Consider the following 22,860-nt stretch of genomic DNA (forward strand, 5'->3'; position numbering starts at 1 on the left):
GCGGCGAACGATGTGCAAGACTCACGCTACAACACGAGGAAGTGACTGGAATGACTGGATTCCTGAATGACTACGCCCATGAGTACTGGACGCGCACCAGCGGCGACCTGACCAACCGCCGCACCCCGATCGCCACCCCTGTGATCGAAAGTGATCACGGAACGGCCGCGACGGTGATCATCGACCCGACCCGCCGCTACCAGTATTGGGAAGGCGCGGGCGCGGCCATCACCGACTCGTCCGCATCCCTGTTCATGCAGTCGATGACCGCCGAGCAGCGTCACGCGATCCTCACCGAAATGTTCGATCCCGAGCAGGGTGGCTTCTCGTCCGTGCGTATCTCCATCGGCGCGTGCGACTTCTCCAGCCAGCAGTACTACTCCTACGACGACCTGCCGGAAGGCGTGGTCGCCGACGCCGGCCTCAACTACTTCTCCATCGGCGAAGGCGAGCCGGGCGCGCCCGACGCCACCAAGGATCTCAAGAACGTCATCCCCGTACTGCAGGAGATCGTCGCGATCAACCCGGCCGTCAAGGTCATGGCCTCCCCGTGGTCCGCTCCGGCGTGGATGAAGACCAGCAACCGACTCGACGGCGCCGGCCGTCTGCGCCTCGGCGAGTTCGTCGGCAACGGCTACCGCTACCAGGACACCATCGACTACGTGTACGCGCAGTACTTCGTCAAGTTCATCGCCGCGTACGCGAAGTACGGCATCCGCATCACGTCCGTGACCATGCAGAACGAGCCGAGCAACGGCTGCCCGTGGCCGATCACCGTGTGGACGCCCGAGGAGCTCGCCAAGTGGGGCAGCGAATACCTGCGCCCGGCGCTCGACCGCACCTTCCCCGACGTCGAGATCTACTTCGGCGACGACAGCCTCCGCTTCTACCAGCGCCCGGTGAGCGAGTACATGACCCCCGCGCAGGCCAACGCGTTTGCCGGCGCCGCGTTCCACACCTACTCCGGCCTGCCCGAGTGGATCCACAACGGCACCCGCCAGTTCCCGCAGTGGAAGGCCGCGATGACCGAACGTCGCTGCATGCTCGACGAAACCGTCGACGAGGCCAGCCACGTCATGTTCGGCGAAATCGGCACTTGGCTCGTGCGCAACGGCATCGGCCTGATCAACCTGTGGAACATGGCGCTCGACGAGCAGGGCTTCCCGAGCTGGGCCGGCACGTCCGGCCGTCGCGGCGTCATCACCATCGACTCGTCCACCGGCAAGGTCAAGCGCAACCTCGAATACTTCATGCTGCGCAACTACGGGCAGGACGTCACGGTCGGCTCGCAGCGCGTCGCCTCCACCAACCGCACGCCGGACGGCCGTCACGGCGGGCTCGGCTCGGTCGCGTTCGTCAACGACATGACCGGCGATCTCGCGGCGATCCTGTACAACCCGACCGGCGAGGACATCGAGGCCGCGGTGACCGTCGGCGGCGAGGGCGCGCGTTGGCAGAAGGTGACCGTTCCGGCGTACGGCACGGTCACGCTGCACAAGGCGAACCATCCGGTGAACGAAAGCCAGGCCCCGGCCGACGACGAGTTCAAGATCACGTACACGCCGCACCCGGCCGATGACCACGACGAGACGCTGTTCTGAGACGGTCGGCGGCCGTCTGACCGACTGTTGAGACGGCCGCATCCGCCGACCTCGCGCGGACATGGCCGCGGACTACAGTGAACAACGGATATTCCCGGCACCCGTCGGTTTTCGACGGGTGCCGTGTCATGACGAATCAGGGGAGACCACTGATGGGCATCGCACTTACCAAAGAGGAAAGCCTCGCGTTCGAGGATCTGCACATCGAGCAGGACGCGCAGACCAAGGCCGAGATCGCGGACGTGGCCGCCGGCATCCACGCCTCGGCCGAGTCGCAGGCCGCGGCGGACGCGTACTGCGCGCTGCTGGACGCGCATCACGCGTGGAACAAGTGCTTCTCCGGTTACATCAACGCCGCCGGATACGGCTACACGTACGAGCCGACGATGGCCGTGACGATCGACGGCTGGGACGCGCACAAGGCGTTCCGCGAGCTCGACCACACCGCGCAGATGCTCGTCGTGGTGCGCGCGTTCCAGTCCGGCCACGACATCGACCGTGAATCCGGGCGCAACTTCCTCAAGCACCGCTGCGGCATCATCATCCACGACAACGCGCCGTTCTGATCGGTGCGGTATCGCGCATCGCGCGCAGCGCGATACCGAGACCAGGCGGACGCATTAGCGCATTACAGTGTGAACTGAACGAACAATGGCCCTCTTCGCAAGGAAGAGGGCCATTGTTCGTTAGCTACACAGACTTATTGCAATCACTTGTTGTACTTGAACGCGTCCCACACGCCCAGCAGGTACTGGATTCCCAGCGCGCGGTCGTACAGGCCGTAGCCCGGGCGCGGGCGTCCGGCCTCGGTGTTCTCGCTCCACAGGTGACGGCCGTGGTCCGGGCGGATGTAGCCCTGGTAATCGGCCTCGGCGTACGCCTTCATGATGCCGACGGTGTCCACGTCGCCCTCGCAGGCGCGGTGGCCGACCTCGGAGAACGAGCCCGCCTCGTCGAGGAACTTGATGTTGCGCACGTGCGAGAAGTGGATGCGGTCCATGAACGTCTTGACCGCGTCGACCGGGTCGTTGCCGCGGCGCGAGGAGAACGAGCCGAGGCACAGGCACAGGCCGTTGTACGGGGACTTGTTGAGGTTGAGCACGCGCTGGATGCCTTCCTTGGAGGAGACCACGCGCGGCCAGCCGAACAGGTCGAACGACGGGTCGTCCGGGTGCACGGCGAGCTTGACGTCGTACTTCTCGCAGGTGGGGATCACCGCGTCGAGGAACACCTTGTAGTTTTCGTAGTACTTGTCGTGGTCGATGCCCTTGTACGCCTCGATGAACTCGCCGAGGTGCGCGAGCCGCTCCGGCTCCCAGCCCGGCATGGTCAGGCCGTTGGCGCCGTCGAGCGTCTCGTCGATGAGCTTCTGCGGGTCGTCGAGCTGCGCGACCTTGTGCGCGTCGTAGTAGAGCGCGGTGGAGCCGTCCGGCGACGGGTGGAACATGTCGGTGCGCAGCCAGTCGAACACCGGCATGAAGTTGTACGTGACGACCTTGACGCCGGCCTTGCCGAGGTTCTCGATGGTCTTGATGTAGTTGTCGAGCGCCTCGTCGCGGCTCATGCCGAGCAGCGTCTTGCCGGTCTTGATCGACTCGTGCACGTTCACCGATTCGACGACGTCCGCGTTGAACGTCTTGGTGACGCCGCGCTTGCGGTCGTCTTCGGAAAGGCCGGTGATCTTCTTCATCTCGGCCTCGATCTCCTCCGGCTCCCACAGTTCGCCGGCCTGCTTGTGGTGCAGCGACCAGACGATCGTTTCGACGCCGGGGATCTGGCGGATGTCGTCGAGCGAGATGGTGTCGTTGCCCTCGCCGTACCAGCGGAATCCCATATGCATGGTGATTGTCTCCTTGTGTTGTGTGTGATGTCGTGCGTTGCCGCGCGGTGCGTTGCGTTGTTCGTTGCGCGGCTGCGATGATGCGATAAGGATGATGATGGCGGCCGTGCGCGTGCCTGTTTCGCGCGCGGCCGCACGATTGTCCGACGGCCGCTACTTGAGCGCCTTGGCGATGGTCGCGTCGACGGTGCCGGTGCCGGCCGCGAACTCGCGGAAGTAGCCGATGATCTTGTCGGCCAGCGGCGTCGCGTTCAGGTCGGTGCCGAAGATCGCCGCATCGGCGAGGATCGGACGCAGCTTGGCGTCCGCGTCCGCAAGATCGCCGCCGACGGTCAGTCCGGCCAGCGCGGCCTGCAGGTCGGCCAGTCGTGGATCGGAGCTGAGCGTGACCTCGCTGCCGTCGTCGCGCGTGCCCTTGCCGTCCGCGCCGAGCAGCAGCCGCAGCCAGCCGGCGATCGTCAGCGGGATCGCGACGAGCGAGCCGGCGTCGAGCGTGTCCGACTTGAGGTACTTGGAGATCGTCACGCCGTAGCGGATCGGGATCTTCTGCGACGTGTCGGTGGAGATGCGGGCCGGCGTATCCGGGATGTTCGGGTTCGGCACGCGCTCCTCGATGACCTGGCGCAGGAACTCCTTCGGGGAGAAGATGCCCGGGTCGGTCACGACCGGCAGGCCCTCCGCGTAGCCGAGGCGTTCGACGAGCTTGTGCAGCGTCGGGTCGGCGATGGTCTTGCTCATCGACGGGTAACCGAGCAGCATGCCGAACGTGGCGAGCGCGGTGTGCAGCGGGTTGAGGCAGGTGGTGACCTTCATCTCGTCGGCCTCGTTGACCGTGTCGCGGTCGGCGAGGTACACGCCGGCCTTGGTCAGGTCCGGGCGGCCGTTCGGGAACGCGTCCTCGATGACGAGGTACCAGGTCTTCTCGGTGTTGGCGAACGGCGCGACGTTGGTGCGCTTGGGCGTGTGGATGATCTCGGTGTCGCCGAAGCCCTGGCCTGCAAGCAGTTCGGAGACGGCTTCGGCCGGGTTCGGCGTGATGCGGTCGATCATCGACAGCGGGAAGCTGACCTTGGCCGGGTTCTTCACGTAGTCGAGGAAGTCGGAGCCGACGAAGCCGTTGGCGTGCCACCAGCCGGCCATCTGGCGGATGGCGGCGGCGAAGCGGTCGCCGTTCTGCGAGAAGTTGTCGGTGCTGACCATGGCGATCGGCGCGGCACCGGCCTTGAAGCGTTCGAACAGCAGCGCGGTGATCGCGCCCATCGCGGAGACGGCCTTGTCCGGGCCGCCGTCGGCCTCCGGCTTGATCCACGGCAGCAGCTCGCCGTCGGCGCGGGTGAGTGCGTAGCCCTTTTCGGTGATGGTGACGGTCGCGAACTGCAGCTGCGGGTCGCGGAAGACCTTGGCGAGACGGTCCCACTCGCCGTCGTGCGCGCGGATGCCGAACGCGTCGGCCACGGAGGCGATCAGACGCGAGTCGACGGAGCCGTCGGCGTTGAGCACGACCTGCAGGCAGCGGTTGTCGTACGGCTTGTACGCGAGATCGATGATGTCCGCGTCGAAGGTCTCGGCCACGAGGATGCCGGCCTTGGTCTCGCCGTTTTCGATCAGGTCCTGCGCGATCGGCGCGTGCACGGCGCGGAACAGGTTGCCGGCGCCGAAGTGGATCCAGTACGGGTGCTGCTCGGTGTAGTCGCGCACGGCCTTCGGATCGAAGCCCGGCACGGCGATGCCGGCGTCGCGCCACGCCGCGTAGTTCGCGGCGAAGTCGTCTGTCAGATGAACGGTCATGATTGGTTCCCTTCTTGGTTTGGTGGGCGTTGCCGCCTACAGCTTGAACACGCGCTTCGGCTGCGCGTCGACGGAGTCCTTGACGATCTGCGCGCCGGTCTCGAAGTCGATCTGGTGCGTGGCGACGAGTCCGGCCACGTACGACGACGTGAGTCGGCGGTTCATGTCGTGACGCGCCGGGATCGAGCACAGCGCGCGCGTGTCGTCGATGAATCCGGACAGTTTCGTGAATCCGCAGATCGGCACGACGTCGCCGAGATAGCGCGTGATCTGCACCGGCTGGTCGAGGAACCACCACGGCGCGCCCACGTACATCGCCGGATAGTAGCCGGCGAGCGGCGCGAGTTCGCGCGTGAACGTCGTGTCGTCCATCGTGAACGCGACGAAGTGGAAGTCCGGATTGTTGCCGTATTCGTTCAGGATCGGCTTGAGATCGACGGCGAAGTCGCACTTGGCCGGGATGTCCGCGCCGATGTCCATGCCGTAGTCGGCGAGTCCCTGCGGATCATAGCTGCGGTGCACGGCCGGGTGCACGGTGAGCACGAGACCGTCCTCCTGCGCGAGGCGGACCTGGTCGGAGAACAGGTGGCGACGCAGGCGCGTGGCGTCGGCCGCGCTGATCGTGCGGTCCATGCCCTGCTTGAACAGGCGGTTCGCCTCGTAGTCGGACAGGCGGTCGGAGCGAACGTCCATGTGGGAGTGGTCGGAGAGGACCGCGCCGTGCTCCTTGAAGAACACGCGGCGGCGGCGCATGGCCTCCACGTAGCCCGCGTAGCTCGTGGCGTCCACGCCGGCCGCGTCGCCCAGCTTGCGTACCAGATCGGGCCAGTCCTCGCGGGCCGGCTCGAGGTAGCGGTCGGGGCGGAAGGCCGGGGCGAGACGGGCCGGGAAGTCCTGATCGGCGCGCACCTGGTCGTTGACGGCCAGATCGTCGGCCGGGTCGTCGGTGGTGGAGATGAAGCCGATGTTGAAGCGCTTGACGAGGCTGCGCGTGCCGTATTCGTCGGTGGCGAGCATCTCGTTGAGCTGATCGTAGATGCGGCCGGCGCTTTCCTCGCCGAACGCCTCGGTGATGCCGAACACGTTGCGCAGCGAGTCCTCGAACCAGTAGCGCATCGGGGTGCCCGCGTAGGCCGGCCAGTAGTGGCCGAGCAGCAGGAACGCCTCGCGCGCCTGCTCGTCGGTGAAGTGCTTCTGGTTGACGCCGAGGGCGCTCAGCGGCACGCCCTGCGCGTGCAGGAGGCGCGTGACGTAGTGGTCGGGCGTGATGAACAGTTCGGTCGGGTTGGCGAAGTGGCGGTTTTCGGCGAACCACTCGACCGGCACGTGGCCGTGGGGGGAGATGATCGGCGCGTTGCGGACGAGGTCGTACAGGTCGTGCGCGATGGAACGGGTGGTCGGATCGGCCGGTAGCAGGCGGTCGTCGTATGAATCGAGCGGCTTTGATTGAGTCATGCCTCCAGTATGCGGGCTTGATTCCGCCGTTTTTCGCTTTTGCCACGCTTTGCAGTGGTCGCCGGCGCCGGTGGGACGCGGCGGCGCTGCGGTTGAAACGGAGCGATGGGGTGGCGGGGGAGGGGAAAGGTGGGTAAGGTTTTGAATCGTGCCGTGTGGCGTATGAGTGGTTGGTATACAATGCCGTGTAATGGTCGAAAGTGATCAAAAATGAACGAAGATGTGCAGAATGGAGTGAATGTGAGTGGAGAGCCCGCCGGGCAGGCGACTCGGGTCACCATCACCGACGTGGCCAAGGCGGCCGGCGTCTCGCCGTCCACCGTGTCGCGCGCCTTCGCGCGCCCGGGGCGCGTCAACGCGCAGACCGCGCAGCGCATCCGCGAGGCCGCCGACCGTCTCGGCTACCGTTCCACCGCCGTGCCGGTCGTCTCCGATGGCCTGCGCATGACCGGCCAGATCGCGTTCGTCGTCTCCGATCTCGGCAACCCCATCTTCGCGAACTACGTCAAAAGCGCGCAGCACGAGGCGCTCAAACGCGGCTACAGCCTGCTCGTCATCGACTCCGAGGAATCCGACGTGGTCGAACGCCGCGCCGTCGAATTCGTGCGCGATCACGTCGACGGCATCGTGCTCGGCTCGTCGCGTCGCTCCGATGCGGCCATCCGCAAGCTTGCTGAGACCGTGCCGGTGATCACGATCAACCGTCCGATCCGCGGCGTGCGCTGCGTCATCTCCGACGTGCGCGGCGGCCTGGGCAGCGCGGTCGGCCGACTGCTCGACCTCGGCCACCGGCGCATCGCGTACGTGTCCGGGCCGGAACAGTCGTGGCAGAACGGCGTACGTTGGCAGACGCTGTTGACCATGAGTCGCACGCAGGGCTTCACCGTACGTCGCATCCCGTCCGAATCGCCCACGTATGCAGGCGGCTTCCGCGCCGTGCAGGACGTGCTGTCGTCCTCGTGCACGGCGGTCGTCGCATACAACGACCTCATCGCGATCGGCCTGACCGCGGCGCTCACCGCGCGCGGCGTGCGCGTGCCCGAACGCATCTCGATCGTCGGCATCGACGACATCCCCACCAGCTCGCTGATCGCGCCCAAACTGTCCACCGTGCGGCTCAACGGCACCAAGGTGGCCGCGCGCGCCGTCGGCGAGCTCATCGACGGACTGCGCCGCGTGCCGGCCGCCGGCGACTACAAGCCGATCTTCATCGACTCCGTGTTCATCTCGCGAGAAAGCGTCGTGCCGCCGGCCGAGGCGGTCGGGGCGTGACCTGCGGCTGCGGAGAATGGGCCGCGAAGCGGACTCGAATCTTACGTATGCACTCACGTATGCAATGAAAGGAACGTTCTCATGACTGACTCCATCCTCGCCGACCAGACGGTCGACGTCGCGCTCGGCGCCGCCGACGTGGCAGCCGCCGCGCGCAACCGCAACGGCCTGACGTACAAGGGCTTCGGCGTGCTGTCCGGCAACGCGACGTCCGCGCTGCTCATGGACTACAAGGCCGAGCATCCGGACGCGTACTGGACGCTCGTGCGCACGCTGTTCGCCGGCGAGAGGCCGCTGATGAACACGGTCAAGATCGAAATGGGCAACGACCGCAACAATTCGACCGGCCCGAACGTCGCCACGATGCGAGACCGCGACGAATACCCGGCCGTGCGCCGCGAACCCGGCTTCCAGCTCGCCGCCGACGCCCGCCGCTACCAACCGGGCGTGCACGTGAGCATCCTGCGCTGGCATGCGCCGACGTGGGTGCGCGACAACGACGACGTGTACCGCTGGTACAAGAACACGATCCTGGCCGCCTACCGCGAGTACGGCGTGATGGTCGACTCCGTGAACCCGGACGTCAACGAGCGCACGGCCGACCTCGACTGGATCGCCGAATTCGCCGACCGTGTGCATCACGACACCGATGGATTCCTCGGCAACGGCCCGGACGATCCGAACGCCGGATTCCGCTCCGACCTCGAGCGCGACCTGTTCCGCGCGATCAAGGTGATCACCTCCGACGAGGAGACGACCGGCACGTTCGCCGGCGACGTGCTCGCAAACCCGCGATATCTCAAGGCGATGGACGTGGCCGCCTACCACTATTCCGTCGAGGACGACCCGCACGGCAACTTCAAGCGGCTCGCCGACGAGGTGGATAAGGAGATCTGGAACTCCGAGGCACAGGCCGTGTTCTCGAACTCCGCCGACCGGCCCAACAACACGATGGACAACGGGCTGGGGGAGCGTACCGGCACGCGGATCGGCGGCATCGGCGGTCCGCTCGAGATGGCGAACACGCTGATCAAGGGCTTCGTCGAGTCGCGCCGCACGGCCGCGATCTATCAGCCGGCCATCGGCTCGTGCTACGAGCATATGGAATACGCGTCCAAGGAGCTCATCTCCGCCCGCGACCCGTGGAGTGGCTGGATGTACTACGACGCCGGCTGCGCCGCCCTCGAACATTTCACCCGCTTCGCGAACCTCGGCTGGGAGCCGGCGAAGAACGGGGTTTCACGTGAAACACCCGTTTCCACTCGACCCATATGGCGCGCCATCCCGCAAGCCAGCGGATGCGAGGTCGGCGGCAACAACCCCGTCTCCGGCGCCCGCCACGGCGAGCCGTCCTACCTGACCCTCGTCGCGCCGGACGGCAGCGACTTCAGCACCGTCATCGTCAACGACAGCTCCTACGTCAAGACCTACCGCATCGCCGTCGACCCGGCCTTGCCGGCATCCGGCAAACCGCTCACCATCTGGCGCACAGCCGCGGCCGACCCCGGCCAGCCGTACGACGAGAACTGGCGCAAGCCCGTCGCGATCGCGCCCGCCGATGAGAACGGCACGGTCGAGATCGCCGTCGAACCGTGGACCATGGTCACCGCGACCACGCTCGACTCGGCCGTCGTCGACCCGGCGACCGGCAGGCTCGAACCCAAGCCGGAATACGCGTACACGATCCCGCGCACGCCGGAGAACAGCCGCCCGGTACTCGGCTCGGCCGCCGGCCACGGCGCCGATCCTGCGAACGGTGTCCTGTATGCGGACGATTTCAACTACGCCGACGAACCGCAGGTCGACGTCTACAAGTTCGACGAGCTCGTCAAGGAGGACTATCTGACGAGCCGCGGCGGCGAGAGCGGCGCGACCCCGCGCTACACCACCGACACCAACGGCGCGTTCGAGGTCGTGCCGGACGACGCCCGCGGCCACGCGCTGCGCCAGCAGATCGACTGGACGCACGCCGGCAACGCATGGATCGAGGGCGACCCGCGCACCGCCATCGGCGACATGCGCTGGACCAACTACCGCGTGTCCGTCGACGTGCGCTTCGAACCGTACGCCGGCCGCGCGCCGTACGCGCTCGTCGGCGCTCGCGAAATGGGCGGCAACAAGTTCACCACCGACATCTGCGGCGTCGACTTCAAGATCCGCGCCGACGGCGTATGGCTGCTGCGCAACTTCGGCAACGAGGTGCGCCGGGGCCATCTCGAGGACCTCAGGAAGCGCGCCGCCGAAGCCGGTGTGCGACCGTTCGCGCCGGGCTCGGGCGAGTGGAACACCCTCACGCTTGAAGTCGATGGCACCACGGCAACCGTATTCATCAACGGCGCGAAGATCACCACATGGTCCGACGCGAACCTGCAGTCCGCCGGCCGCGTGAACCTCGGTACCAGCTTCGACCACGTGCGCTTCTCGAACCTGCGCGTCGAACGCCTCGCCGCGCCCGGCGGCACCCCCGCCTCGCCGTACTACACGCAGCTCATCGACGACATGCACATGACCTCGTGGGACGACGGCTCGCCGATCCTCACGTTCGCCGGCAACTGGACGCACGACAACGGCCAGGGCATGTTCACCTACATGCGCACGATCTCACGCACCGAAACCGCCGAATCCGGCTTCTCGATCGCCTTCGAGGGCACCGGGCTGCACCTGTTCGGACCGAGCGACGGCCGCGCCGTGCTCGACGTGTACGTCGACGGGCATCTGGCCCTGCCGGTCGCGCCGGTCAACCCGACCAACGGCTCGCTGCGCTGCGAATTCCGCCTCGAAGGCCTTGAACCCGGCCGTCACGAGGTCGAATTCCGCACCGCCACGTCCGCGCCGTTCGCGCTCGACGCCATCGGCGTGCTCGCCTGAGCCGTTTGGCCGGTCGGCCTGCCCGGCCCGTGCGGCTTGCGATCGCAACGGGCCGGCCGCCATCTGCGCAAGACGCCGCACGATGGTGCAACATGTGGAAAACGGCAGGCAACATACACATCTGTATCGTTATGCTGAACGCGAACCAGCCTGTGGCAGAGAAGGAGTCGGTAATGCTGCTCGTTGACGATCGCCATGCCCCGGTCGACCTGAAGCCGGGAAACGCACCCGTGCTGCGATGGCGCGATGACGCCGGGCAGGTCACGGGAGCCGCGGCCGGCGGGGATCCGGTCGCGTACCGCATCGCCGTGGCCGCCACACGAGAGGACGCGGCCGCAGGCAATGCGACCGTGTGGGACGGCGGCTGGACCGACGGCGATCTGTGGGACGGCGCGACGCTGGACGGCGTCGACATGGCGCCGTCGCGCCGGTACTGGGTCGCGCTGCAGTGGCGGTACGCCGACGGTACGGAAGGCGACTGGTGCGAGCCGACGACGTTCGGCACCGCACCCGCCGGGGACGCATGGCAGGCCGCCAGCGTGTGGGGACCGGAGCCCCGCGCCGCTGCTGACGATGCCGCCGACGATGCGGGTGCCGCACACGCTGGCTCCGCTGCGAACGACGGCGACGCTGCCGTCCGCGACGACGATCCGGCACAGTCCGACGAGTCGTCCACCCCCGGCAACTCGGCCGGCTGGGCCGTACTACGCGGCACGTTCCGCCTGCCCGACAAGCCGATCCGCTGGGCGACGCTCACCGCCACCGCCTCGTCCACGCGACCCGCACGCCAGTTCGTCTACCGCATGTGGCTCAACGGCCCGTTCGTCGGCTGCGGCCCGACCTTCCCGATCGGCGACGAGGCGCGCACCGACGGCTACGACGTCACCGGACTGCTGCGGCCGGGCGAGACGAACGCGATCGGCGTGATCGCCTACACGATGGAGGATCGCCGCTTCGCGGCCCAGCTCGACGTATGCTTCGAGGACGGCTCCACCGAACGCTACGTCACCGACGCCGGATGGAAGGCCATGCCCGACCCCGCGTCCGTATGGCCCGACAGCGCATCCATCGGCACCCAATACTTCGAGGCGCCGGCCGAAAACATCCACGGCGACGCGTTCCCGTTCGGCTTCGCCGAACCCGGCTTCGACGACTCCGGCTGGACGGACGCCGTCGTCAAACCCGACTTCGACCACATCGAACCGGCGCCGACCGACAAACTGGGCCTCACGTACCTGCCGCCGCAATCGCTGCGCGTCGTCGACCGAACCAGTCCCGACCGGCCCGGCGAACGCGGCGTCGTCGCCGACTTCGGCGCCGGTTACATGGGCGGCATCAGACTCGACCTCGACCCGAAGGAACCGGTCGACGTGACCGTGCGCTACGGCGAGACGCTCGACGAGGACGGCTCCGTGCGCTACCGGATGTCCACCGGCAACGTGTACGAGGAGCACTGGCACATCGTGCCGGGCGGCAGACCGCTGGAAACCTGGGGTCTGCGCGTCTTCCGCTACGTCGAGATCGCGGTCGCGCAGCCGCCGGCCACGCCCGCCTCGTGGGACGTGCCCTCGCCCGCCGGCATCGACGAAGCCGCGGCCGCCGTCGCCGACCTGCTCACGCGCCCGCTCGCGGTCTCCGCCGCCGCGCTCGCCTACCCCGCGCTCGACGGACGCACCGTCGCGGACGGCGGATACGTTGGCAGATTCACGTCGTCCGACCCGCAGCTCGACGCGGTCTGGCAGCTGAGCGCGCATACGATCGCAGCGTTCAACGGCAACATCTACGCCGATTCGTGGACCCGCGAACGTGCGCCCTACGAAGCCGACGCATGGATCCAACAGCACGCGCACCTCGCGCTCGACAGCGCCCCGTCGCTCGGCCGCTACACCGTCGACTACCTGATCGCCAACCGCACCTGGCCCACCGAATGGCCGCTCTACCTCATCCTCGCCGTGCACGAGGCGTGGATGCGCACCGGCTCGCTCGCGCAGGCCGCCGAACAGTACGAGCATCTGCAGGGGCTCCTGCCCGACCGCTACCTCGACAACGAAACGGGATTCATCGTCAAGAACCCCGGCGAATCCAGCCACACCGACGGCGACCTCGTCGACTGGCCGCCGTCCGAACGCGACGGCTTCGTCTTCGGCCAGGTCAACACCGTCATCAACGCGCTCGCCGCCGAAGCGTACGACGACATGGCCGCGCTCGCCGGCGCGCTCGGCCGTGACGACGACGCGCAACGCTACGCGGACATCGCTCGCCGCATGCGCGAGGCGATCAACGGGCATCTGTACGACGCCGTCCGCGGCGCATATCTCGACGGACTGACCGTCACGACGACGCAGGACGAGACCGCGACGGTCGAATTCGCCGTCGTCGGCTCGCGTCGCCGTACGAACGATACTGCGAACGATGCGGACGCTGCGAACGATGCCGGCAACGCCGACAATGCGAACGTCGACGCCGTGGATGCGGCGGACGACGCCGTGGATGCGGCGGACGACGCCGCGAACGACGCCGCCGAACCGGACGATACGACGATGGACAGCCTGCCGGCGGTCGCCACGGACGACGACGGTTCCGACGACCGTCCGCTCCCGCCGCAGCCGTTCGAAGCCGGCGAACGCACGTTCACGCCGATCGACCACGCCTCGCTGCACGCGTCCGCGTTCGCGCTGGCGTTCGCGCATGTGCCCGCCGACCGCGTGCCGCGCATCGGCGAGACCTTGCGGGCCAAGGGCATGGCATGCAGCGTGTACACGGCCGTGCCGTACCTGATGGGCCTGTACCGCGCCGGACTCGGCGCCGACGCCGCGAAGCTGTATGCCGACCGGCGCACCACGCACTCGTGGCTGTACATGATCGCGCAGGGCGCGGGCGGCACGATGGAGGCGTGGGCGCTGGCGAACAAGCCGAACACCACGTACTCGCACCCGTGGGCCGCCTCCCCGACGTTCCTGATCGCCGAGGGGCTGATGGGCGTGCGCCCGATCGAGCCGGGATACCGCCGGTTCGCGGTCGTCCCGCAGCTCGGCGCCATGCGCATGGCCACGCTGACCCTACCGACCCCGGCCGGCGACATCGCCGTGGACTACAGTCCCACCGACGGCGAGCGCGACGGCATCACCATCGATCTGACCGTGCCCGCGCGCACGCAGGCCGACGTCGTGCTGCCCGCCGTCAACGCGGGCGCGTCCCCGGTCATCATGCTCGACGGATCGCTCGCCAACTGCGAACTGGTCACCGAGCCGACCGACGTGGCCGGTGTTCTGGTGCCGGCCGGATCCGTGCGCCTGCGCGCGCTCAAACCGGGCCTGCACCAGATCATCGCCGTCGGCTGAGCGGGCGGGAACGGCCGGACGGACGAGTCGCGCGTAGCCGCCGGCGCGGTTATTGGGCGGAACCGGTCGGAACGTCCGGTTTGCGGGAGGCTGTCGGGAGACGGCTCCAAGGCAATACCCAGCTGTCTGGGTATACTCGTGGGCATTGCGCATGGGCATGGTGCGGTCGCTGCGGAAGCGACGCGGCCCGGTCGCGTGCAGACGGGGAGGTTTGGATACATGGCATTGACGGACGGCGGCGGCAACGACGACAAGCGCTTCGGCACCAAGGAGTATGCGTTCACCGACGAGCAGAAGGACGCGATCGCCACGCTCGCCAGCTCGAACGTGTACGCCAAGCAGTCCAAGTGGAAGACGTTCCGCGAGTTGCCAGCGGACCAGAAGTGGCCGTTCTTCGTGCAGAACTTCCTGCTGAACACGGCGATCGCGGTCGGCGCCTCCGCCCTGATCATCGCGATGGCGTGCACGATGCTGTTCAAGGCTCCCGACCCGCAGATCGCGGTCGCCGGCTTCAACATGGCCGACGCCACCGATCAGTGCGACCAGCTGAAGGCCGGGTTCGTCAAGGACCAGAACATCTCCGACGACCGTCTCGTCGACATCGACTGCTCGTATCTGCTGACCGACGGCAACGGCTACACCGACGATTCCGCCAAGATCATGGCGATGGTCACGGCCGGGCAGATCAACATGGTCGTGGCCGGCAAGGACACGTTCGCCATGCTGGTCGAGCGCGGCTATGTGACGCCGCTCAAGAACATCGAGAAGTCGGCCGAGCTCAAGCAGCTGGCCGCCGACGGCGCGCTCGTCGACAAGAAGGGCGAGCCGACCGACGACACGGCCAAGGCGCAGGGACTCGATCTGGCGAAGTCCTCGACGTGGACCGGCATCAGCGGTCTGCCCGACGACGCGATCATCGGCGTGAGCAACGTCACCAAGGGCACCGACCACGTGCGCGACTTCATCGACTTCCTCAAGTTCGAGTAGCGGGCGGGTCGCCGCTGCCGCCATTGCCGCCGCCGACTCACGGCGTGTCTGAGCGACTTTGTATGTAGATTGAACTATATCCGGTCGTTGATAGTGGCGATGTCAGTGTTGTCAATGACTGGAACGTTGTAGAAGAACGTTGTGGAAACCGTGTCCCGACGCGGACGCAGCAGTGGGGCGGCGCCGGGACGAAGCGAAGGAGCGTAACGGCATGACCGTATACCATGTCTCACAGCAGGCGGCCATTGCCGCCGCGGACGGCAGCGAGGCCCGTCCGTTCGCGACGATCAACGAGGCGGCATCGATCGCGCGCGCCGGCGACGAGATCGTCGTGCACGCGGGCGTGTACCGCGAGTCGGTGGATCCGCGGTACGGCGGCGAAAGCGCGGACAACCGCATCGTGTACCGCGCGGCCGAAGGCGAGCCGCGGCCGGTGATCAAGGGTTCGGAGCGTGTGACGACGTGGGAGCGCGTGGACGAGCAGGGCTCGCCCGTCGCCGCCGATGCGCCCATCCCCGCGGACGGCGCGGTGTGGAAGGCCGTGCTGCCGAACGCGATGTTCGGCTCGTTCAACCCGTACTCCCGCACGGTGTACGGCGACTGGGTGATCGACGCCAGCTCGCACGCGCGTGCGCTGCGCGAGGGCGACGACGGCCTGTCCGCGGCCGCGCAGGCCGCCGCAGCCGGATATCTCGAGCGTCCCGCCTGCCATCTCGGCGACGTGTACCTCAACGGCAAGTCGTTCTACGAGGCGTTCAGCCTCGCCGAAGTCGCGCATCCCGCCCCGCGCACGGTCGGCTTCGACTACGGCGCGTGGCGCAACGGCCCGATCCTCGACGATCCGGCCGCCACGCTGAACGTCTGGTACGCCAAGGTCGAGGGCGACGAGCGCACCGGCACCACGACGATCTGGGCGAACTTCCACGACGCGGACCCGAACGAACAGCTCGTCGAGATCAACGTGCGCGAAACCTGCTTCTACCCGTCCAAGCCGCAGGTCAACTACATCACCGTGCGCGGCTTCGAACTCGCGCAGGCGGCCACCCCGTGGGCCCCGCCGACCGGCGACCAGGTCGGCCTGATCGGCGCGCACTGGTCGCGCGGCTGGATCATCGAAGGCAACGTCATCCACGACGCGAAATGCTCCGCCGTCTCCCTCGGCAAGGAGGGTTCGACCGGCGACAGCGACTGCACGCGCACGCGCCGCAAGTCCGGCTACCAGTACCAGATGGAGGCCGTGTTCAAGGCGCTGCGCTTCGGGTGGAAGAAGGGCGTGGTCGGCGGACACGTCGTGCGCGGCAACGTCATCCACGACTGCGGGCAGAACGGCGTCGTCGGCCACATGGGCTGCGCGTTCAGCACGATCGAACGCAACGAGATCTTCAACATCGCGACCAAACACGAGTTCTGGGGCCACGAGATCGGCGGCATCAAGCTGCATGCGGCCGTCGACACGGTCATCCGCGGCAACAACGTGCACGACTGCACGCTCGGCATGTGGCTCGACTGGCAGACTCAGGGCACGCACATCGACCGCAACGTCTTCTGGAAGAACATGCGCGACATCATGATCGAAGTCAGCCACGGACCGTACACGGTCAGCGACAACGTGCTCGCCTCGCCGATCAGCCTCGACGTGATCTCCGACGGCGGCGCGTACGTGAACAACCTCATCGCCGGCACGATCCGGCTCGGCCGCGTGCTCGACCGTTCCACGCCGTACCACTTCCCGCACACCACCGAGCCGGCCGGTTCCGCGTTCGTCTACGGCGGCGACGACCGGTTCGTCAACAACCTGTTCGTCCAGCCCGCCGGCACGCCGGCCGACGCTGACGAACAGTCCGGCTGGATGGCCGAGGGTCACGGCACGCGCGCGTACAACCTGCAGGCCCGGCACGAGAAGATGCTCGGCGCGGGGGAGCACGGCGAGCGTCCGGTCACGCTCGACGACTACCGTGCGCTCGCCTCGCGCGTGGTGGGCGCCGCCGACGAGGAGGTGTTCCGCAACGTGCCGCAGCCGGTGCTGGCCCGCGACAACACGTATCTGGGCGGCGCGCGCGAGCTGCTCGGCGAGCCGGGCGCGATCGTGCGCGGCGGCGACTGGACGGTTGCGCTTGCGCAGGATGCGGACGATCGTCACGTCACGCTCACGGTCGCCGCGGTGCCGGTCGATGCGGCCGACGCTGCCGATGCGGCTGACCTGTCCGTCTTCGGCGAGGGTGCGATCGTGTGCACCGCCGATCTGGGCGAGCCGCGCGTCGTCGAGGCCCGCTTCGAGCATCCGGACGGCATGCCGTTCGTCTTCGACACGGACATCAATGGCACGCCGCGCGCCGAGAGCAGCTCCCGCGGCCCGCTCGCCGGGCTTGCGCCCGGTAAGTCGGCGACGGTCTGGGCACGCTGAGATCGTTGATCGCCATATAGCCACGCTCAGGCGGGCCTGGGCGTGGCTATATGGCGAGTACTGCCCGTTGTGCCACCATATTGAGGCATATTCAAGGCGGACGTCGGGCGGTCTCTCCTGACGGGGACCTACTTGTCTTCGACAAGCCCCGACGGATCGGTGAACCGCTGGCGGTATTCGCGCGGCGACATGCCGATGACCCGCCGGAACGCCTTGGAGAACGCGAATGCGCTGCGGTAGCCGCATGATTCGGCGATGTCCTGCACGCTCATGCCGGTCTTGCGCAGCCATTCGCACGCCTGATACGTCTTCGCCTTGGCGATGAACAGCTGCGGTGTGGTCTGCAGATGCTCCTGGAACAGCTCGTACAGATACGTGCGGCTGATGAACAGCGCCTCCGCGATCTCGCCCACGTGCAGCGGCGAGTCCATATGCCCGTAGATGTACTGCATGGCTCGCGTGATGTACTCGTTGCTTTTCGGCGTGATGTTGGCGGGTATGTTCTGCGGCGGCGTCGCCGTGGAGGACGTTTCGATGACGGTGGCGAGGAACTGCGAGAGCAGTCCGTTGAGTCGCAGTCCGTTCGAGAACGTGCGTTCCGAACAGCCGAGCATGTCGGTGACGATGCCGTCCAGCCGCGCCGGATCGGCGATGTCGATCACCGCGCAGGTCGGTCCGAATCCGCAACGCGCCATGAGTTCGAGCACGTCGTCGCCACGGAACGTCACCCAGGACGTGGTGCATACGTCCGCAAAATCGGTGTGGTGCATGACCGGCGTGTCCGCGGGCAGGGAGATGCACTGGCCGGCATGCACCGGCCAGTAGACGCCGTCGATGTAGTAGTGCGCGCGGCCTTCGGTGATCAGGTGCAGCGAATGGAACAGGTGGGCGTTCGGCCCGTAGATCGCGCGGATGTCGTGCTCGCGCCCGGCGGACAGGAACCGGACGTCCGGCGGGGCCACCTCGTATTCAAGCGACTGCTTCATCGCGACTGCGTGGACTCGCGTTCGAGCAGCGTGAAGCCGATCGTCGTCTTCGTGGCCGTCAACGGCTCGCCCTCATGGTCGATCTGCTGTTTGAGACTGAGCATGACGAGCCTGGCGAGCTGCTGCATGTCCACGCTGATCGTCGTCAGCGACGGGACATGGAAGCCGCCCTCGCGCACGCCGTCGAAGCCGATCACCTTCACGTCATCCGGCACTCGGATGCCGCAGTCGGCCAGCGCGCGGATCGCGCCGATCGCGGCCGAATCGTTCAGACAGAACAGCCCGTCGAACGGAATGCGGCCGGACTTGGCCAGCTCGTGCACCGAGTCGATCGCATGCTCCTCGCTCATGCCCTCGACCGCGATCACCGTCGACTCGTCGTACGGCAGGCCGAGGTCGAGCAGCGCGGCCCGGGCGCCGCGCATGCGCAGCTTCATCGGGCTGGGGGAGTGCAGGAAATCCTTCTTTTCCAAGTACGACGGGCCGATCAGCCCGATGTTGCGGCAGCCGCGTTCGGCCAGGTACTGCACGGCCGCGCGCGCCCCCTCCTCGTTCGGGAAGACGACGGACGAGACGACCGGCTGCTCCTCGCACGAGTCGATGAGCACGGCCGGCTTGCCGTGGACGATCTTCTCGAACAGGTCGCCGGACAGGCCGGACGCGTGCGCGATCACGCCGTCCGACAGTACGCCGGAGAACAGCGAGCTCGACAGCGTGCTCTGCAGCGCGGCCGACGAGTATTTCGTCTGCTGCAGGAACGGCGTGTATCCGTTCGCGACGACGGCGCTCGACATGACGTCGATGAGCTTGGAATAGAACGGGATGTCGTATTCGTTGACGATGATCTGGATGATGCCGCTGCGGCCCGTCTTCAGCGCGCTCGCCGACACGTTGGTCTCGTAGCCGATGTTCTGCGCGATGGCGAGGACGCGTTCGCGCGTCTTGTCGCTGACGCCGGGGGCGTTGCGCAGGGCTTTGGATACGGTCATGGCGGAAACACCGGCCGCCGACGCGACATCCTTCAAAGTTGCGGCGCTGCGTTTCATGGCTGACTCGACTCTCCTTGTGCGCCTTCGCGCGTGGTGATGCTTGCTAAGACCCGGGGCTCGCCATCGGTGACGGGTTCGGGGCCTATCCTTCTTTGGCTTATCGATAACTATAGCATAACCCTAACGTTGGCTGATCGTGTCATCGTTAACAACGTTAATGATTGCGTTGACAATGCTGGGCATAGTGCGAAACGCCGGGAGTTCTAAGTGTTGAAAGCGCTTATGGTGCAACGGTTGTCGCGTGTCAACGGCGATTTTTTGACTCGATTCATTGAATTTCCGCCACTCGTGAACATTGGGATATGTTTTGTGGACAAATGCACGTTGCGAAGGTTATGGGGCTGGTGCATTATGGTTAGCGTTAACCCCCACAACGAGGTGAACCGAACAACAGAACCAACAACTTGGACGGTGGCTTTCCTGGCTGTTCAAGCCGTTGGTTTGCGAGGTTCGAGCATGCATGGCGCATGTTGAGGAAAGGAACAATCATGAACAAGGGTGTGGCTAAGAAGGCTCTCTCCGGCGTCGCTGCCGCGGGTGCCGCCGCGATGCTGCTGACGGGCCTTGCGGCCTGCGGCCAGAGCACCGCCGCCAACAAGAAGACTTCCGATGGCAAGCCGATCGTCACGATCCTGGTGCAGCAGAACACCACCCAGATCCCGATCGGCCAGATGACTTGGGCCAAGGAGCTCGAGAAGGAATCCGGCGCGAAGATCGAGTGGAAGGTCGTGCTCGACACCGCATGGAGCCAGCAGAAGAACGCCGCCCTCGCCGCCGGCGATCTGTCCGATCTGAACATTCGCGCCTACCACCCGGATGACGCCTCGCAGAACCCGAGCGCCTTCGAGGACCTCGCGCAGGACATGGACAAGCTGCCGAACGTCGAGGCGTTCTTCAAGGAGCAGCCCGTCGCCAAGAAGTTCGTCGAGGTCGAAGGCCACCTGTGGGTGCTCCCGTCCAGCCGTGGTAAGGCGTTCTCCGCCTCCGGCCAGCACATGCTCATCAACAAGACCTGGCTCGACAAGCTCGGCCTGAAGGTTCCGACCACGTGGAAGGAACTCACCAAGGTCCTCGAGGCGTTCAAGACCCAGGACCCGAACGGCAACGGCAAGCAGGATGAGATCCCGATGAACCTGCGCGCTCTGCCGACCGACCAGCTCGCCGGCTGGTGGAGCCCGTTCCTGTTCATGAACTCGACCGGCATCGCCACGCACTTCAACTCCGGCCCGTCCGGCACCGGCATCTACGTCAAGGACGGCAAGGTCGGCAACATGATGCAGACTGACGAGTTCCGTCAGGTGCTCAACTACCTCGCCTCCCTCAAGAAGGAAGGCCTGGTCCCGGATGACTGGGTCACCTCCGACAAGTACGACTCCCGTAACCAGGTCGGCGGCAACACCGCCCAGGTCGGCGTGGTCTTCGGATGGGACGCCACCGCGTTCGGCACCGTCGGCTCCGACCTGTACAACCAGTACATCACCATCCCGGTCCCGTCCGCCGACGGCGTCTCCGCCGACGACACCGTGTGGGATGCCTCCGGCGTCTCCGGCGCCAACGAGTACGAGGACTACCACATGGCCATGTCCTCCAAGGCCGCCAACAAGGATGCCTGCCTGAAGATCATCAACCTGCTCTATTCGGAGAAGTACTCCGTCCAGCAGCTCTACGGCTCCATGACCGACGGCTACCTTGAGAAGACCGGCGACAACACCTACAAGGTCACCGAGAAGTTCGTCGAGGAGCGCGACGCCCAGAAGACCCCGGCCCTCGAGGATCGTCTCGCCGGCTGGATCCCGGACGCCGATGAGTTCGAAGGCGACAAGAACCTGACCTCCATCGTCGAGGCCGACAAGCCGTACGCCGAGCAGTACTCGCACCTGAACGGCGAGAAGGACTACATGCCGATCTACGTGCGCCTGTCCGCCGCCGACCAGACCACCTACGCGAACAACAACACCACCATCGCGACCACCGCGATGCCGCTCATCGCGAAGATGGCCCAGAACGGCGCCGACGACGCCACGTGGAACAGCCTGCAGGATCAGCTCAAGTCCATGAACATCCAGCAGAACGTCGACCTGTGGCAGAAGGCCTACGACAAGTACGTCAAGTAGCCACTGACCTGAAGGCGTGAAGGCCATAGATACGCCCCTGTGACCTTCACGCCTTTTCTTTTGCCTTTCGTCCGTCGCCTCCTTGCGGGGAGGCCTCGGCAATGTATCAGATCCAAGTATTCACATCTCATATCAAGGAGTTCATGATGGCGGTTAAGGAGAAGGCTGCCGCGTCCGTGGTCGATGCCGCGGGCGTGGTTGATAATACTGCCGCGCGTAAGGCGTTGCCGTGGCCGAAGCGTTTGGCTTGGCACATTCAGCATTATTGGCAGCATTGGTTGATGGCCCTGCCTGCGATGGTGTTTGTGTTTATTTTCGCGTATATCCCGATGTATGGCATCCAGTTGGCGTTTCGTGATTTCGTGCCGTCGAAGGGTTTGACTGGTGGCCAGTGGGTTGGGATGAAGTATTTCAACCAGTTCTTCACCTCTCCGATGTTCTCGAAGGTGATGGTCAACACGATCAAGATCAGTCTGGGAACCCTGGTGTTGGGGTTCATCGCGCCGATCGTCCTGGCGTTGTTGATCAATCAGATCCATTCGACGAAGGTGAAGGGGTTCGTGCAGACGATCACGTATATGCCGCACTTCATCTCGACGGTGGTGATCGTCGCGATGTTGAACATCTTCCTGACTCCTAATACGGGTTTGTTGGGTCGTTTCTTCGGTGGGACGAGCCTTCTTGATAATCCGGATATGGTCGCGCCGATCTATTGGCTGAGCGAGGTGTGGCAGCATTGTGGTTGGAACGCGATCATCTATCTGGCGGCGCTTTCTTCGGTTGACGTGAGCCTGTATGAGGCGGCGAAGATCGATGGTGCGGGTCGTATGCAGTTGATCCGGTATGTGGATATCCCGACGATCATGCCGACGTGCGTGATCCTGTTGATCATGAACATGGGCAGCATCCTGAGCGTTGGTTTCGAGAAGGTCCTCCTGATGCAGAACGCCATGAACCTGCCGGGTTCGCAGGTGATCGCGACGTATACGTACATGATCGGCCTGAAGTCGTTCCAGTTCTCGTATGCCACGGCGATCGGTTTGTTCAATACGTTGATCAATTTCGCGTTCCTGATCCTGGCGAACTGGATCAGCAAGCGCGTGTCGGACACGAGCATCTTCTAAACGGCGTGGATTAGTGGGAAAGGTTAGGTAG

The 22,860-nt window shown here is 65.9% G+C and carries 14 protein-coding genes; 9 read left to right on the forward strand and 5 right to left on the reverse strand.

The genetic code is table 11. The annotated features are described in order from the left end of the window. The first annotated feature begins 50 nt into the window (after nt 1–50). Nucleotides 51–1,601, forward strand: a complete 1,551-nt coding sequence (locus tag JS533_RS00885) for a glycoside hydrolase family 30 protein (RefSeq protein ID WP_241512689.1) — start codon at nt 51–53, stop codon at nt 1,599–1,601. Between the two features lie 152 nt (nt 1,602–1,753). Beyond that, entirely contained in the window at nt 1,754–2,167 is a 414-nt protein-coding gene (locus JS533_RS00890) for a hypothetical protein (RefSeq protein WP_241512690.1), read from the forward strand. A gap of 143 nt (nt 2,168–2,310) precedes the next feature. Here the strand turns inward: JS533_RS00890 and uxuA are convergent, their stop codons facing one another. The 3 genes from uxuA to uxaC all read right to left on the reverse strand — a co-directional run bounded on the left by uxuA (nt 2,311) and on the right by uxaC (nt 6,684). Next, nucleotides 2,311–3,441, reverse strand: coding sequence for a mannonate dehydratase (uxuA, locus tag JS533_RS00895; protein WP_241512691.1), 1,131 nt, complete (start codon nt 3,439–3,441; stop codon nt 2,311–2,313). A gap of 153 nt (nt 3,442–3,594) precedes the next feature. Further along, complete coding sequence (locus JS533_RS00900) at nt 3,595–5,229, reverse strand: mannitol dehydrogenase family protein (protein ID WP_241512692.1); 1,635 nt, start codon at nt 5,227–5,229, stop codon at nt 3,595–3,597. Between the two features lie 36 nt (nt 5,230–5,265). Continuing rightward, nucleotides 5,266–6,684: a glucuronate isomerase gene (gene uxaC, locus JS533_RS00905; RefSeq protein ID WP_241512693.1), complete on the reverse strand. Its 1,419-nt coding sequence runs from the start codon at nt 6,682–6,684 to the stop codon at nt 5,266–5,268. Between the two features lie 240 nt (nt 6,685–6,924). Here uxaC and JS533_RS00910 point away from each other — a divergent pair, with 240 nt between their 5' ends. The 5 genes from JS533_RS00910 to JS533_RS00930 all read left to right on the forward strand — a co-directional run bounded on the left by JS533_RS00910 (nt 6,925) and on the right by JS533_RS00930 (nt 17,556). Beyond that, nucleotides 6,925–7,956 carry a LacI family DNA-binding transcriptional regulator gene (locus tag JS533_RS00910; RefSeq protein ID WP_241512694.1) on the forward strand — a complete coding sequence of 344 codons (1,032 nt, stop codon included), beginning with the start codon at nt 6,925–6,927 and terminating at the stop codon, nt 7,954–7,956. Nucleotides 7,957–8,037: 81 nt separating this feature from the next. Continuing rightward, nucleotides 8,038–10,824, forward strand: a complete 2,787-nt coding sequence (locus tag JS533_RS00915; protein WP_241512695.1) for a 3-keto-alpha-glucoside-1,2-lyase-like domain-containing protein — start codon at nt 8,038–8,040, stop codon at nt 10,822–10,824. Nucleotides 10,825–10,997: 173 nt separating this feature from the next. Continuing rightward, nucleotides 10,998–14,165, forward strand: coding sequence for a family 78 glycoside hydrolase catalytic domain (locus JS533_RS00920; RefSeq protein WP_241512696.1), 3,168 nt, complete (start codon nt 10,998–11,000; stop codon nt 14,163–14,165). Between the two features lie 219 nt (nt 14,166–14,384). Beyond that, complete coding sequence (locus tag JS533_RS00925; protein ID WP_241512697.1) at nt 14,385–15,152, forward strand: hypothetical protein; 768 nt, start codon at nt 14,385–14,387, stop codon at nt 15,150–15,152. A gap of 211 nt (nt 15,153–15,363) precedes the next feature. Further along, nucleotides 15,364–17,556 carry a right-handed parallel beta-helix repeat-containing protein gene (locus JS533_RS00930; RefSeq protein ID WP_241512698.1) on the forward strand — a complete coding sequence of 731 codons (2,193 nt, stop codon included), beginning with the start codon at nt 15,364–15,366 and terminating at the stop codon, nt 17,554–17,556. A 128-nt stretch (nt 17,557–17,684) separates the two neighbouring features. Here the strand turns inward: JS533_RS00930 and JS533_RS00935 are convergent, their stop codons facing one another. After that, complete coding sequence (locus JS533_RS00935) at nt 17,685–18,542, reverse strand: helix-turn-helix transcriptional regulator (protein ID WP_241512699.1); 858 nt, start codon at nt 18,540–18,542, stop codon at nt 17,685–17,687. Continuing rightward, nucleotides 18,539–19,588: a LacI family DNA-binding transcriptional regulator gene (locus JS533_RS00940; RefSeq protein ID WP_241512700.1), complete on the reverse strand. Its 1,050-nt coding sequence runs from the start codon at nt 19,586–19,588 to the stop codon at nt 18,539–18,541. The genes JS533_RS00935 and JS533_RS00940 overlap by 4 nt, the downstream gene beginning before the upstream one ends. A 491-nt stretch (nt 19,589–20,079) precedes the next feature. Here JS533_RS00940 and JS533_RS00945 point away from each other — a divergent pair, with 491 nt between their 5' ends. Continuing rightward, nucleotides 20,080–21,705 carry a type 2 periplasmic-binding domain-containing protein gene (locus tag JS533_RS00945; protein ID WP_241512701.1) on the forward strand — a complete coding sequence of 542 codons (1,626 nt, stop codon included), beginning with the start codon at nt 20,080–20,082 and terminating at the stop codon, nt 21,703–21,705. Between the two features lie 143 nt (nt 21,706–21,848). Beyond that, nucleotides 21,849–22,829, forward strand: coding sequence for an ABC transporter permease (locus tag JS533_RS00950; protein WP_241512702.1), 981 nt, complete (start codon nt 21,849–21,851; stop codon nt 22,827–22,829). Nucleotides 22,830–22,860 lie beyond the last annotated feature (31 nt).

The organism is Bifidobacterium amazonense (assembly GCF_018555435.2).
Classification (GTDB): domain Bacteria; phylum Actinomycetota; class Actinomycetes; order Actinomycetales; family Bifidobacteriaceae; genus Bifidobacterium; species Bifidobacterium amazonense.

What these genes read in the sequence shown, in the direction of transcription:
- JS533_RS00930 (WP_241512698.1), top strand. Translation starts at nt 15,364, where the DNA reads ATGACCGTATACCATGTCTCACAGCAGGCGGCCATTGCCGCCGCGGAC.
- JS533_RS00940 (WP_241512700.1), bottom strand. Translation starts at nt 19,588, where the DNA reads ATGAAACGCAGCGCCGCAACTTTGAAGGATGTCGCGTCGGCGGCCGGT.
- JS533_RS00915 (WP_241512695.1), top strand. Translation starts at nt 8,038, where the DNA reads ATGACTGACTCCATCCTCGCCGACCAGACGGTCGACGTCGCGCTCGGC.
- JS533_RS00950 (WP_241512702.1), top strand. Translation starts at nt 21,849, where the DNA reads ATGATGGCGGTTAAGGAGAAGGCTGCCGCGTCCGTGGTCGATGCCGCG.
- JS533_RS00900 (WP_241512692.1), bottom strand. Translation starts at nt 5,229, where the DNA reads ATGACCGTTCATCTGACAGACGACTTCGCCGCGAACTACGCGGCGTGG.
- JS533_RS00920 (WP_241512696.1), top strand. Translation starts at nt 10,998, where the DNA reads ATGCTGCTCGTTGACGATCGCCATGCCCCGGTCGACCTGAAGCCGGGA.
- JS533_RS00890 (WP_241512690.1), top strand. Translation starts at nt 1,754, where the DNA reads ATGGGCATCGCACTTACCAAAGAGGAAAGCCTCGCGTTCGAGGATCTG.
- JS533_RS00935 (WP_241512699.1), bottom strand. Translation starts at nt 18,542, where the DNA reads ATGAAGCAGTCGCTTGAATACGAGGTGGCCCCGCCGGACGTCCGGTTC.
- JS533_RS00945 (WP_241512701.1), top strand. Translation starts at nt 20,080, where the DNA reads ATGAACAAGGGTGTGGCTAAGAAGGCTCTCTCCGGCGTCGCTGCCGCG.
- uxaC (WP_241512693.1), bottom strand. Translation starts at nt 6,684, where the DNA reads ATGACTCAATCAAAGCCGCTCGATTCATACGACGACCGCCTGCTACCG.
- JS533_RS00885 (WP_241512689.1), top strand. Translation starts at nt 51, where the DNA reads ATGACTGGATTCCTGAATGACTACGCCCATGAGTACTGGACGCGCACC.
- JS533_RS00925 (WP_241512697.1), top strand. Translation starts at nt 14,385, where the DNA reads ATGGCATTGACGGACGGCGGCGGCAACGACGACAAGCGCTTCGGCACC.
- uxuA (WP_241512691.1), bottom strand. Translation starts at nt 3,441, where the DNA reads ATGCATATGGGATTCCGCTGGTACGGCGAGGGCAACGACACCATCTCG.